Genomic DNA, 12,982 nt, shown 5'->3' with positions numbered 1-12,982 from the left:
TCGCTAGAATGGTAAAAATACATAAACAAATTGTGCCATGCTGATCGTCCTTTCACCCGCTAAATCCCTGGATTACAAGACCCCAACCAAGGTTAAGGCGCCAACTTTGCCTGAGTTTGTCTCTGAATCAGCCAAGTTGATTGCTGACTTGAAGAAATTAGCCCCGCAAGATGTTGCCAAGCTAATGGGCTTATCGGATCAATTGGCTACTTTGAATGTTGGGCGCTACCGGGATTGGTCCAAGAAATTCACCGAAGAAAACAGCAAGCCGGCGATCTATGCCTTTGATGGTGATGTGTATGACGGTTTTGATGTCAAAACCTTGGACGCCAAGTCCGTTCAGTTTGCTCAGGACCATATGCGTATTTTGTCTGGCCTTTATGGTGCTTTGAAGCCTCTGGATCTGATGCAGCCATACCGCCTAGAGATGGGCACCTCATTCAAGAACGCCAGGGGTAAGGATCTTTATGCCTTTTGGGGTAGTAGAGTGACTGATTCCATTAAAAAGGTCTTAGATAAGCAAAAGAAGCCTGTACTTCTTAATTTAGCTTCGGAGGAGTATTTCAAGGTGCTTCAACCTAAGGAATTAGATTGCCCAGTTATTTCTCCTGTGTTTCAGGATGCCAAAGACGGTAAGTACAAGATTATTTCCTTTTACGCTAAGCGGGCTCGCGGTTTAATGGCGCGTTACGTGGTGGAGAATCGCATTACCGACCCGGCGGATTTAAAAGGCTTTAACTTGGACGGGTATAAATACTATGCCGCAGAATCTAAAGTGGATAAGCCTGTATTTAGAAGGGCAGAAAGAAAATAATGGCTGTACATCGGACCAAAGCCTCGCAACGTAATTCTCCTGAGGTGGAGAAGTTGGTGGCTGACGCTATTTCTTTAGCGGCCTCTGGAAGCCAGGTTGAGGATCGTTTTTGGGAAGAGCGTCTGAATGTACGTTTGATGCGTTTACTCAAAAGCCAGAATCAAAACGTGATTGATGCTGCTCTGGATCAAACCTTCCGTATTAATACGGTAGCTTTTGAGGTGCTTGCCGATATCGCCGAAACCTTGGCCGAATCGTTAAGGATCGAGCATGAAGGGCAGGAGTGGGATGTGTTGTTATTGGCGCTGCCTATCGTTGCTCACACGCGTTACCAGATCCCGTCCGGCCCACTTCCGGTCAACATCATTGAGTCTACAGCCCAGGCTTTACATAGCGCCATTGCCTCAACAGATACACGCTTAGCGATTGTTCCTTGGTTGTATAGCATTGATCAGATGCCTCATTCACATTGTCAAACTCTTATCCTCACTGAGTCATTGGCAAGTGCAGCGATCTCTGGAAAAGACGTTAAGCTTGAGTTGCGCGATATGTCAGAAACAATCGCAGTCTTGGCTGATCCTCGTTTTATTATCGCGGCCTTAAGCGCGCCTGTTGGCTCACCAATATTCCGTTGGCAGGCTGAGCCGCCGGCTCGTCAAGAGCGCGGCGTGAGTTTGATAGGTTGGCAAAACGCGATGCAAGAGCCGATTGCCTCTTTGCTGCCAGGCTGTGAGTTCGAGCTTCTTTTGCCCGAGGCGTATTTCACGAACTGCCGCTTGGCAGATAAACATGTTCGACCTTTAAGCATTCGTGCGGCAGTGAATTTCCTCGAGAGCACTCTCGGTATTCTCCCTGCAGGCTTATCTTGCGTTGTTGGCGCCTTTGGCGAAGAGCAGGCGGATGAGTACCGAATTTCATTCAGCGCAAAAGGCTCTTCGGAAGTCATGTATGGCGTGATTTGGCCCCTCTATGATCGTGAGAGCGTGGCAAGTGATGCCTTAAATGATTTATCGGATGATGAGAGCCCTATCAAGAAGATTTGCGATGCTTTGCATGATGCTGGTGTGGAGGATGTCTTCCGTCATGCCATGCTATTTGATCCGGAGCTCTGTGATGACTGCGGCGCCCCTTTATTTCCTGATCGATCTGGTGAAGCAGTGCATGCTGAAATGCCGGATGATGCACCGTTACAGCAACCTTTGTTTCACTAAAGAAATAAGAAATTAAGCAAAAAAACTACGCAAAGAAACTACGCAATAAAAAAGCCGAGGATTCCTCGGCTTTTTTATTTAATGCAACGTGAGAAATTAATTCTGCACAAATGGTTCCGCACCAGCAAACAAATGAGGTAACTTGCCAGACTTCATTTCTGCTGTTTGGCAGAAATCGGCAAGGCGCACACCCGCTTTGATGTTGAATAACATTGCTTTGTTGCCTAGCACTACAAGATCGTAACCAGAATTCATATTCTTGTAACGCAAGCTGCCTGGCAATGAAGTTTGGCGCTCTAAATCATAAGACTTAGATTCCCAAGTTAAGCGAACCTTTTCAGTGGTGCCAGTAGTTTTGAACTGCTTGCTTTCCTGACAAGTCCATGTAATTACTTCTTCACTAGCGCTAGCATTTACAGCGCCTAAAAGGCTTGCAAGTACTACGCTAATGGCGAGAAGATTTTTTTTCATGTGCAAATTTTCCTTATGAGAGCAGGTGCTTAACGCCAGCTTGCTCTTCGAGTAATTCGTTCAGGGTGTGTGTCATGCGCTCGCGGGAGAACTCATCGATCTCTAAACCTTCGATCATTTTGTATTCGCCGTTTTCGCAAACTACTGGGAAGCCATAAATCACTTCAGCAGGAATGCCATATTCGCCTTTAGAAGGAATGCCCATAGTTACCCACTTACCGTTTGTGCCGAGTACCCAGTCATGAATATGATCAATCGCTGCGTTCGCTGCAGAGGCTGCAGAAGAAAGGCCGCGAGCTTCAATAATGGCTGCACCACGTTTACCAACGGTAGGAATAAATACATCTTTGTTCCATGCTGCATCATTAATGGAGTCTTTTACAGACTTGCCATCGATGGTTGCAAAGCGATAGTCTGGATACATTGTTGGGCTATGGTTACCCCAAACAACTAATTTCTCAATGTCAGCTACAGGCTTGTTCAGCTTGTTGGCCAATTGTGAGAGAGCACGGTTATGGTCGAGACGTAACATCGCTGTGAAGTTTTTCGCAGGGATATCTGGAGCAGATTTCATGGCGATATAAGCGTTGGTGTTTGCTGGGTTACCAACAACCAATACTTTTACAGTCTTCTTTGCTACGGCATTCAATGCTTTGCCTTGCGCTGTGAAAATTTGTGCGTTTGCGGAGAGCAGGTCTTTACGCTCCATGCCAGGACCGCGTGGACGTGCGCCAACCAAAAGGGCAACGTCGATATCTTTAAATGCTGTCATTGGGTCTGAGTGGGCTGTCATGCCGGCCAAGAGTGGGAATGCACAGTCTTCCAGCTCCATCATCACGCCAGTTAAGGCTTTTTGAGCTTTTTCATCTGGAATCTCAAGTAATTGCAAGATTACGGGCTGATCTTTGCCCAAAAGGTCGCCATTGGCGATACGGAATAAAAGGGAATATCCGATTTGACCGGCTGCACCGGTTACGGCGACACGCATTGGGGCTTTTGCCATTACTAATAACTCCAGAAGAAGGTTAAGAGGGTTAATTTACGAAAACTTTTCTATTATCCATTCAAGTGTAGGGACTTTAGCTTTACACTGTCAATGATGTCTTATATAAGACTAGAATTACCTAGAATTTTATCCAATTGACGCGGTCTGGAGTTAATTTGTCTGATGTGACTTTGCCTGTTGCCTCATTTAGCCCTCTGTACGAGCAGATTAAGGCGATGATTTTGGCTAGTTTGCAAGCCTCTGAATGGCTTCCAGGGGAGGCTATTCCCAGTGAAATGGAGCTGGCAGCCCGTTATGCCGTCAGTCAGGGCACGGTTCGCAAGGCGATTGATGAGCTTGCTGCCCAAAACCTCCTAGTCCGTCGCCAGGGTAAGGGCACTTTTGTTGCCACCCATCAAGAGGATGACTGGCAGTACCGTTTTTTACGTTTAGCTCCCGACTCTGGCGAGAAATTTCACCTTACCAATCAGTTTTTATCCTGCGAAAACACCAAGGCAAGCCTTTATGTGGCCAATTTGCTTAAATTAAAGGCAGGTGACCCCGTTATCCACATTGACCGGGTGCAGAGCTTTGCGGGAAAACCCATTGTTTTTGAAGAGATTTTTCTTCCTGGGGCGCGCTTCAAGGGCTTAGATTTAGAGGTGCTCAATGCTTGGCATGGTCCGGTGTACGCCTTTTATGAAGGGCAGTACGCGACACACATGGTGCGCGCAGAAGAAAAGATCAAGGCCGTAGCTGCTGATGAGACTTTAGCTAGGCACCTGCATTTAGCGCAGGGTGCACCGCTCCTTTCTGTGGAGCGGGTGGCATTTACCTACGGGAATAAACCAGTAGAAATTCGTCACGCTAGATACGACACTTCAGAGCAGCATTATGAGAACAAATTGAACTGAGTAATAAAGCGAGCTAGATCAGTAAAAACCAGTAATTAACCCCTTTAAACGCCAAAAAATCCCCACCACCCCTAAGGTTTCCAATAGAATATGTTGCGATACAACAAAACCACACTGAACCTCCACCTAAAGATAGAGATTACCCATGGTTGATTCACAGCAAAACGTAAAAAAAGATAGACCGGTTTACCGAAATATTGGTCTTGCCCAGTTGATTAAATACCGCCTTCCTTGGGCGGGAAAAGTGTCAATTCTTCACCGCATCAGCGGAGCAGCATTGTTCCTCTTATTGCCATTCATCCTCTATCTCTTCGATCAGAGCGTTGCTTCTGAGTTGAGCTATCAAAAATTCCAGACTTTTACCGGCAACATCTTGGTAAAAATTATTTGCCTTGGTTTGATCTGGTGTTTTTTACATCACTTCTGTGCTGGTATCCGCTACCTCTTGCTCGATTTAGAAATCGGCGTAGAGAAGTCTGAAGCCAATCGTTCGGCCATTGTTGTTCTCGTTATTGGTCTGGCTTTGACTGCAGTAGTTGGTCTCAAAATGTTCGGCTTGTACTAAGCGCTCATCATTTAAGGAAATCTCATGCCTATTTATCAAATCGGACCAAAGCGCTTAGTTGTCGGTGCGCATTACGGCCTCAAAGAATGGATCATCCAACGCGTAACTGCGATTGTGATGGTGGTATTTACGATTGTTCTGTTAGTTGACTACTGCATCACTGGCAGCGCCTCCTACGAAGGCTGGTCTGGCTTGTTCAGCGGTCAAGTAATGAAGTTGTTAACGCTCTTGGCTTTCATCAGCTTGTTCTATCACGCTTGGATTGGCGTGCGCGACATCTGGATGGATTACATCAAGCCCGTCAGCATTCGTTTGACACTTCAAGTGTTGACCGTTTTGTATCTCGTAGCCTGTGCGGCGTATGCCGTTCAAATTTTGTGGAAAGTGTAATTCGATGACTGCAATTAAAAAATCATTGCCACGCCGCCGTTTTGATGCGGTGATTATTGGAGCAGGTGGTTCAGGTATGCGCGCTTCATTGCAGTTGGCAGAAGCCGGCTTGAATGTTGCTGTACTGACTAAAGTTTTCCCAACACGTTCACATACTGTTGCTGCACAAGGTGGTATCGGTGCTTCATTAGGCAATATGAGTGAAGACAATTGGCACTATCACTTCTACGACACCATCAAAGGATCTGACTGGTTAGGTGACCAAGACGTTATCGAGTTTATGTGTCGCGAAGCTCCAAAAGTGGTTTATGAGTTAGAGCACTTTGGTATGCCGTTTGACCGTAATCCAGATGGCACGATTTATCAGCGTCCATTCGGTGGCCACACAGCTAACTATGGCGAGAAGCCTGTACAACGTGCTTGTGCTGCTGCTGACCGTACTGGCCATGCAATGTTGCACACTTTGTACCAACGTAACGTCCGCGCAAAAACCAATTTCTTTGTTGAATGGTTGGCGCTCGATTTGATTCGTGATGACGACGGTGATGTGGTTGGTGTAACTGCTCTCGAAATGGAAACAGGTCAGGTTTACATCTTGGAAGCTAAGATTGTGATGTTGGCTACTGGCGGTGCAGGTCGTATTTGGGATGCATCTACTAACGCATTTATTAATACCGGCGACGGTATGGGCTTGGCTGCTCGCGCAGGCATTCCTTTAGAAGACATGGAGTTCTGGCAATTCCACCCAACTGGCGTAGCTGGTGCTGGCGTGTTGTTGACAGAAGGTTGCCGCGGTGAAGGCGGTATCTTGCGTAACAAAGATGGTGAGCGTTTCATGGAACGTTATGCGCCAACATTGAAAGATTTGGCTCCACGCGATTTCGTATCTCGCTCAATGGACCAAGAAATTAAAGAAGGGCGCGGTTGCGGTCCTAACGGTGACTATGTTGTGCTCGATTTGACACACATTGGCGCTGACACGATCATGAAGCGTTTGCCTTCTGTTTATGAAATTGGTATCAACTTTGCTAACGTTGACGTTACTAAAGAGCCAATTCCAGTGGTGCCAACCATTCACTATCAGATGGGTGGTATTCCTACCAACATCAATGGTCAAGTAGTTGTGCCTGCAAATGGCATTCACAATGAAATCGTGAATGGCTTGTATGCAATTGGTGAGTGCTCATGCGTTTCTGTGCATGGTGCGAACCGCTTGGGTACAAACTCATTACTCGACCTCTTGGTATTCGGTCGTGCTGCTGGTAACCACATTGTTGGCCTTGATCTCAAGAATCGCGAATTCAAGCCGTTACCTGCTAATGCTGGTGAGCAAACATTGGAGCGTATTGCGAAGTTGGATAACTCAACTTCTGGTGAGTACGCACAAGATGTTGCAAACGATATTCGCAAGTGCATGCAGAAATACGCTGGCGTATTCCGTAATCAAGAGTTGATGGACGAAGGTGTTCGTCAAATGGCTAAATTGACTGAGCGCGCCAAACACTTATGGGTTAAAGACAAATCCGAGATTTTCAATACAGCACGTATTGAAGCTTTGGAAGTGGCTAACTTGGTTGAGACTGCAAACGCAACGATGATTTCTGCGGCAGCTCGCAAAGAAAGTCGTGGCGCTCACTCACATGATGATCATCCGCATCGTGATGACGAGAACTGGATGAAGCATACCCTTTGGTATAGCGAGGGCAATAAGCTTGCATACAAGCCAGTGATTTTGAAGCCTTTAACAGTTGAGTCCTTCCCTCCAAAAGAACGTACTTTCTAAGCGAAGAGAAATAGAAAATGAGTGATATCCGTATATTCGAAATTTACCGCTACGATCCAGATGTCGATGCAGCTCCACGCATGGAACGCTATGAGTTAGAGCTTACTGGCGAACGTATGTTGTTGGACGCATTAATTTCTTTGAAGAAACAAGACGAAACAATTTCTTACCGTCGCTCATGCCGTGAAGGTGTGTGCGGTTCAGATGCAATGAACATTAACGGTAAAAATGGTTTGGCATGCTTGACCAATATGTTGACTTTGCCTAAGGTCATCACATTACGCCCATTGCCTGGCTTGCCAGTTGTGCGTGATTTGATCGTCGACATGACTTTGTTCTTCAAGCAATACTTGTCTATCAAGCCTTACTTGGTAAACGATAATCCGCCTCCTGAAAAAGAGCGTCTCCAGAGTCCTGAAGAGCGTGATGAGTTGAATGGTTTGTATGAGTGCATCTTGTGCGCATCATGCTCAACTTCATGCCCATCATTCTGGTGGAATCCTGATAAGTTCGTTGGCCCAGCTGGCTTGTTACAGGCGTATCGCTTTATTGCTGATAGCCGTGACGAAGAAACTGCGCAGCGTTTAGATAACTTAGAAGATCCATACCGCTTGTTCCGTTGCCATACCATCATGAATTGCGTGGACGTATGTCCTAAGCACTTGAATCCAACGAAGGCAATTGGCAAGATCAAGGAGTTGATGGTTCGTAGGGCAGTATGACCCTCGGAAATGCAGAGTTATATCGTTTAAAAAGTGACGCTCGCAGAGGCCTGCTAGAGAACGATTTAATTCTGCAGCGTTTCTTTGAGCGCTACGGCACTCAGTTAAGCGTTGAAGATGGAAAGGTATTAAGCCGGCTATTGGCTTTAGATGACAACGACTTAATGGATTTGTTGATTGGTCGTAAAGATTCTGTAGCAAGCTTGGAGAAAGAGATGCAAGCTGACTCTTTCAAGCTCGTTTTACAAAGGTTGAGAGAGAAGTAATTCAGCCTGTTGGTGCAGTAAGTGTATAGATGCATGAACGAATAGTGTATTAATCATAATTTTGAATGACTAAGGATTAGAAATGATTGAATCGGACATCAAGGCAAAACTCTCGTTTTCGGATGGAACACCAGATATTGATCTGCCAATTTACAAGGGGACTGTAGGTCCTGACGTAATTGACATTCGTAAGCTCTATGGTCAGACCGGTAAGTTCACTTACGATTCAGGCTTTCTGTCTACTGCGTCATGCAATAGCAAAATTACCTATATCGATGGCGACAAAGGCGAGTTGCTCTATCGCGGTTACCCAATTGAAGACTTAGCAAATAACTGTGACTTCTTAGAAGTTTGCTACCTCTTGATCAATGGCGAATTGCCAAATGCAAAAGAGAAGAAAGACTTCGACGAAATGGTTATGCACCACACCATGGTTCATGAGCAGATGCAATTCTTCTTGCGCGGCTTCCGTCGCGATGCACATCCAATGTCTGTGTTGACTGGCTTGGTTGGTGCAATGGCTGCTTTCTACCATGATGAGATTGATTACAGCGATCCGCATGCTCGTGAAGTTGCCCAAATTCGCTTAATCGCAAAGATGCCTACATTAGTGGCGATGGCTTACAAGTATTCCGTAGGACAGCCATTTATCTACCCAGATAATTCTTTGTCATACACAGCAAACTTTATGCGTATGATGTTTGCAACACCATGTGAAGAGTACAAGGTAAACCCAGTATTAGTTCGCGCTTTGGATCGTATCTTCACATTGCATGCAGACCATGAGCAAAATGCTTCTACTTCTACAGTGCGTTTGTGCGGCTCTTCTGGCACAAATCCATTTGCAGCGATTTCTGCTGGTATTGCTTGCCTCTGGGGCCCAGCCCACGGTGGTGCAAACGAAGCTTGCTTGCAGATGTTGAATGAAATTCAAGCGCAAGGTGGCGTAGACAAGATTCATGAATTCATTGCTCAAGTAAAAGACAAGAACTCTAGCGTTCGCTTGATGGGCTTTGGTCACCGCGTTTACAAAAACTTTGACCCACGCGCTAAATTGATGCGTGAGACTTGCTATGAAGTATTGAATGAATTGGGCCTGCAAGATGACCCATTGTTCAAGTTGGCAATGACTCTCGAGAAGATTGCTTTGGAAGATGACTACTTCGTAAGTCGTAAGCTCTATCCAAACGTAGACTTCTACTCAGGAATTGTTCAGCGTGCTTTAGGCATTCCAACAGAAATGTTCACTTGTATTTTTGCTTTGGCAAGAACAGTGGGCTGGATTGCTCAGTGGGAAGAAATGATTACTGATCCTGAGTACAAGATTGGCCGTCCACGTCAGTTGTATGTTGGCGAAACAGCGCGTAAGGTTCCAAACATTACAGTTCGTAAATAAGGTTTTTAAGGTCACTCATGTCTCGTACGCTTTATGACAAATTGTGGGATGACCACGTTGTTTACTCAGAAGAAGATGGTACAGCTACGATCTATATTGATCGTCAGCTGCTCCATGAGGTAACTAGTCCTCAGGCCTTTGAAGGTCTGAATCTGGCTGGCCGTCCAGTTTGGCGTATCTCTGCTAATTTGGCTGTCTCGGATCATAACGTACCAACAACTGATCGTTCGGAAGGCATTACTGATCCAATCTCCAAGTTGCAAGTGGATACCTTGGATCAAAACTGCGATGCCTTTGGCATTACTCAATACAAGATGAACGATACCCGTCAAGGGATTGTTCACGTTATCGGACCAGAGCAGGGTGCAACTTTGCCTGGCATGACGGTAGTCTGCGGTGATTCGCATACTAGTACCCATGGCGCTTTTGGTGCCCTGGCATTTGGTATTGGTACATCTGAAGTGGAGCACGTATTAGCTACCCAAACCTTGCTCATGAAAAAGAGCAAGAACATGTTGGTAAAGGTGGATGGCCGTTTGCAGCCAGGTTCCACCGCAAAAGATATTGTTCTTGCCGTGATCGGTAAGATTGGCACAGCTGGTGGTACTGGCTACACCATTGAATTTGCTGGCGAAGCTATTCGTGAGCTTTCGATGGAAGGGCGCATGACTTTATGCAATATGGCAATTGAAGCTGGCGCACGTGCTGGTTTAGTTGCCGTAGATGAAACAACGATTGAATACATTCAAGGTCGTCCGTATGCGCCTAAGGGCCCTGCGATGTTGCAAGCTTTGCAATACTGGAGAACATTGCACTCTGATCCGGATGCGAAATTTGATGCTGTTGTTGAATTGCGTGCTGAAGAAATTGCTCCGCAAGTTACCTGGGGTACATCTCCTGAAATGGTTCTTGCAATTAGCGACCGCGTTCCCGATCCAGAAAAAGAACGTGATCCAAACAAGCGTTCTGCCATGGAACGTGCGTTGCAGTACATGAACCTCAATCCGAATACGCCCATCAGCAGCATCTCTATTGATAAAGTATTTATTGGTTCTTGTACAAATAGCCGTATTGAGGATATTCGTGCTGCCGCAAAGGTAGTAGATCGTTTAGGTAAGAAAGTGGCGGCTAATGTGAAGTTGGCTCTTGTGGTTCCAGGTTCTGGCTTGGTTAAAGCCCAAGCAGAACGCGAAGGTTTGGATCGCATTTTTAAAGCCGCTGGTTTTGAATGGCGTGAGCCAGGTTGTTCTATGTGTTTAGCAATGAATGCTGACCGCTTGGAGCCAGGTGAGCGTTGCGCTTCTACTTCAAACCGTAACTTCGAAGGTCGCCAGGGTAATGGTGGCCGCACTCATTTGGTAAGTCCTGCTATGGCAGCAGCTGCCGCCATCGAAGGTCACTTTGTTGACGTTCGCAAGATTTCATAAGGAAACTGATCGATGAAATTTTCTTCACTCTCTTTAATTTCCAGATTAGCTATTGTTGGCATTGCTGGCTTGGTGATTTCAGCTTGCAGCAGCACAATGGAAGGTGTCGGTAAAGATTTGCAAAATATGGGAACTTCCATGGGTGGATCAAGCAACACACAACAAGGCAATCAATCTCAAACCAAGGGTAAGGACGTTGTCGTTACTCCCGTGAAGTAAATCATTAGAGCAAATAGAGCAAATAGAGCAAAAGTCGAATCATGGAAAAATTTACGGTATACAAAGGTTTAGTTGCTCCGCTTAATCGTGAGAACGTGGATACCGATGCCATCATTCCAAAGCAATTCTTAAAGTCCATTAAAAAGACTGGCTTTGGACAAAACCTCTTTGATGAATGGCGCTATTTAGATCACGGTGAGCCTGGTCAAGATTGCAGCACTCGCCCAATTAATCCCGACTTTGTCCTCAATCAGCCTCGCTATAAAGGCGCAGGCATTCTGTTGGCTCGCAAGAACTTTGGATGTGGCAGCTCCCGTGAGCATGCACCATGGGCATTGGATCAATACGGTTTTAGAGCAGTTATCGCCCCAAGCTTTGCGGATATTTTTTATAACAACTGCTTCAAAAATGGCGTTTTACCCATTGTTTTGACAGAAATGCAGGTGGATCACCTCTTTAATGAAACCATGGCTTTCAATGGTTACCAGTTGACGATTGATCTAGAGGCTCAGCAGGTCATTGCCCCTGATGGCACCGCCTATAGCTTCGATGTTGCCCCCTTTAGGAAGTATTGCCTTCTTAATGGCTTAGACGATATTGGCTTAACTCTGCAACATGCAGATAAAATCAAGGCTTATGAAGCTGAGCGCATCCTCAAGATGCCTTGGCTTGCTACACAATTGCCGTAATTTCGTTGATTTAAAGGCCTTTCATGAAAATTGCAGTTCTACCGGGCGATGGTATCGGCCCGGAAATCGTTGCTCAAGCCGTTCGAGTTCTCCAGGCCATTGGCCCGAAGTTTGATTTAGAAGAAGCTCCAGTTGGTGGGGCTGCTTATGACGTTGCTGGCCATCCTTTACCACCGGCAACATTAGAGCTAGCTAAAAAAGCCGATGCTATTTTGTTTGGTGCGGTAGGTGATTGGAAGTACGACACCCTTGCGCGCGAACTACGTCCTGAACAAGCGATCTTAGGTTTGCGTAAACATTTAGAGTTGTTTGCCAACTTCAGACCGGCGATTTGCTACCCAGAACTGACTGCTGCATCAAGTCTTAAGCCAGAAATTATTGGTGGCTTAGATATCTTGATTGTGCGTGAACTCAATGGCGATATTTATTTTGGTCAGCCGCGCGGTATTCGTACTTCAGAGTTACCTTTATTTAAGGGTGCTCGTGAAGGCTTTGACACTATGCACTATAGCGAGCCAGAAGTAGAGCGTATTGGACATGTTGCTTTTCAAGCTGCACGCAAGCGCGGCAAGAAAGTATGCAGCGTTGATAAAGCGAACGTATTGGAAACTTCACAACTTTGGCGTGAGGTGATGATTCGTATTTCAAAAGAGTATCCAGACGTTGAGTTGTCACATATGTATGTGGATAACGCCGCAATGCAGTTGGTTAAAGCGCCTAAGGCATTTGACGTAGTGGTCACTGGTAATTTGTTTGGTGACATTCTGTCTGACGAAGCAGCTATGTTGACTGGCTCGATTGGTATGTTGCCTTCTGCCTCTTTGGATAAGAACAATAAAGGCTTGTATGAGCCAAGTCATGGCTCTGCGCCCGATATTGCCGGTAAAGGCATCGCCAATCCATTGGCAACGATTTTGTCTGCTGCCATGATGTTGCGCTATTCCTTGGGGATGCCTGCTGAGGCGGACCGCATTGAAAAGGCGGTTCAGAAAGTATTGGCGCAAGGATTGCGTACGGCTGATATTTATACCGAAGGCACGAAAAAAGTATCAACCATTGAAATGGGCGATGCTGTTGTAGCAGCACTTTCATAAGAAACAAAAAAACGTATATAGAAATCAAATTCACTA

The 12,982-nt window shown here is 45.9% G+C and carries 15 protein-coding genes; 13 read left to right on the top strand and 2 right to left on the bottom strand.

Features of this window, described 5'->3' with window-relative positions; genetic code table 11:
• Positions 1 to 37 precede the first annotated feature (37 nt).
• Together yaaA and ICN19_RS00700 are read left to right on the top strand one after the other, a co-directional pair.
• A complete protein-coding gene (yaaA, locus tag ICN19_RS00705; protein WP_216244875.1) occupies positions 38 to 814 on the top strand; it encodes a peroxide stress protein YaaA in 777 nt (258 codons plus the stop codon).
• Positions 814 to 2,025, top strand: coding sequence for a DUF2863 family protein (locus ICN19_RS00700; protein WP_216244873.1), 1,212 nt, complete (start codon positions 814 to 816; stop codon positions 2,023 to 2,025). The genes yaaA and ICN19_RS00700 overlap by 1 nt, the downstream gene beginning before the upstream one ends.
• Positions 2,026 to 2,121: 96 nt before the next feature.
• Here the strand turns inward: ICN19_RS00700 and ICN19_RS00695 are convergent, their stop codons facing one another.
• Positions 2,122 to 2,496 carry a hypothetical protein gene (locus ICN19_RS00695; protein WP_216214573.1) on the bottom strand — a complete coding sequence of 125 codons (375 nt, stop codon included), beginning with the start codon at positions 2,494 to 2,496 and terminating at the stop codon, positions 2,122 to 2,124.
• A gap of 13 nt (positions 2,497 to 2,509) precedes the next feature.
• Positions 2,510 to 3,499, bottom strand: a complete 990-nt coding sequence (locus tag ICN19_RS00690) for a malate dehydrogenase (protein ID WP_215349315.1) — start codon at positions 3,497 to 3,499, stop codon at positions 2,510 to 2,512.
• A 158-nt stretch (positions 3,500 to 3,657) separates the two neighbouring features.
• On the opposite strand from ICN19_RS00690, the gene ICN19_RS00685 reads away from it, so the two are divergent.
• From ICN19_RS00685 to leuB, 11 genes are all read left to right on the top strand, one after another.
• Complete coding sequence (locus ICN19_RS00685) at positions 3,658 to 4,395, top strand: GntR family transcriptional regulator (protein ID WP_216244871.1); 738 nt, start codon at positions 3,658 to 3,660, stop codon at positions 4,393 to 4,395.
• A gap of 145 nt (positions 4,396 to 4,540) precedes the next feature.
• Positions 4,541 to 4,960 carry a succinate dehydrogenase, cytochrome b556 subunit gene (gene sdhC / locus ICN19_RS00680; protein ID WP_216244869.1) on the top strand — a complete coding sequence of 140 codons (420 nt, stop codon included), beginning with the start codon at positions 4,541 to 4,543 and terminating at the stop codon, positions 4,958 to 4,960.
• A 24-nt stretch (positions 4,961 to 4,984) separates the two neighbouring features.
• Positions 4,985 to 5,350 (top strand): succinate dehydrogenase, hydrophobic membrane anchor protein, encoded by a 366-nt coding sequence (gene sdhD / locus ICN19_RS00675; protein WP_068321349.1) that lies wholly within the window; start codon positions 4,985 to 4,987, stop codon positions 5,348 to 5,350.
• A gap of 4 nt (positions 5,351 to 5,354) precedes the next feature.
• Positions 5,355 to 7,133, top strand: coding sequence for a succinate dehydrogenase flavoprotein subunit (gene sdhA / locus ICN19_RS00670; RefSeq protein WP_216244868.1), 1,779 nt, complete (start codon positions 5,355 to 5,357; stop codon positions 7,131 to 7,133).
• A 17-nt stretch (positions 7,134 to 7,150) separates the two neighbouring features.
• The gene (locus ICN19_RS00665) at positions 7,151 to 7,855 is read left to right on the top strand and encodes a succinate dehydrogenase iron-sulfur subunit (RefSeq protein ID WP_216244867.1); all 705 of its coding nucleotides are present in this window, start codon (positions 7,151 to 7,153) and stop codon (positions 7,853 to 7,855) included.
• Entirely contained in the window at positions 7,852 to 8,121 is a 270-nt protein-coding gene (locus tag ICN19_RS00660; RefSeq protein WP_216244866.1) for a succinate dehydrogenase assembly factor 2, read from the top strand. Before ICN19_RS00665 ends, ICN19_RS00660 begins: the two co-directional genes overlap by 4 nt.
• Before the next feature lie 82 nt (positions 8,122 to 8,203).
• Entirely contained in the window at positions 8,204 to 9,517 is a 1,314-nt protein-coding gene (gene gltA, locus ICN19_RS00655) for a citrate synthase (RefSeq protein ID WP_216190122.1), read from the top strand.
• 17 nt (positions 9,518 to 9,534) lie between these two features.
• On the top strand, positions 9,535 to 10,944 hold the full coding sequence (gene leuC / locus ICN19_RS00650) for a 3-isopropylmalate dehydratase large subunit (RefSeq protein ID WP_216244865.1): 1,410 nt from the start codon (positions 9,535 to 9,537) through the stop codon (positions 10,942 to 10,944).
• Between the two features lie 12 nt (positions 10,945 to 10,956).
• Complete coding sequence (locus tag ICN19_RS00645) at positions 10,957 to 11,163, top strand: hypothetical protein (RefSeq protein ID WP_068321367.1); 207 nt, start codon at positions 10,957 to 10,959, stop codon at positions 11,161 to 11,163.
• A gap of 41 nt (positions 11,164 to 11,204) precedes the next feature.
• Entirely contained in the window at positions 11,205 to 11,852 is a 648-nt protein-coding gene (gene leuD, locus ICN19_RS00640) for a 3-isopropylmalate dehydratase small subunit (RefSeq protein WP_068321370.1), read from the top strand.
• 23 nt (positions 11,853 to 11,875) lie between these two features.
• Entirely contained in the window at positions 11,876 to 12,946 is a 1,071-nt protein-coding gene (gene leuB, locus ICN19_RS00635) for a 3-isopropylmalate dehydrogenase (protein ID WP_216244864.1), read from the top strand.
• Positions 12,947 to 12,982: the final 36 nt, after the last annotated feature.

This window comes from Polynucleobacter sp. AP-Capit-er-40B-B4 (assembly GCF_018882245.1).
Lineage (GTDB): Bacteria > Pseudomonadota > Gammaproteobacteria > Burkholderiales > Burkholderiaceae > Polynucleobacter.
Note: the sequence above shows the minus strand (reverse complement) of the source record. Positions and strands in the feature narration are given on the sequence as shown.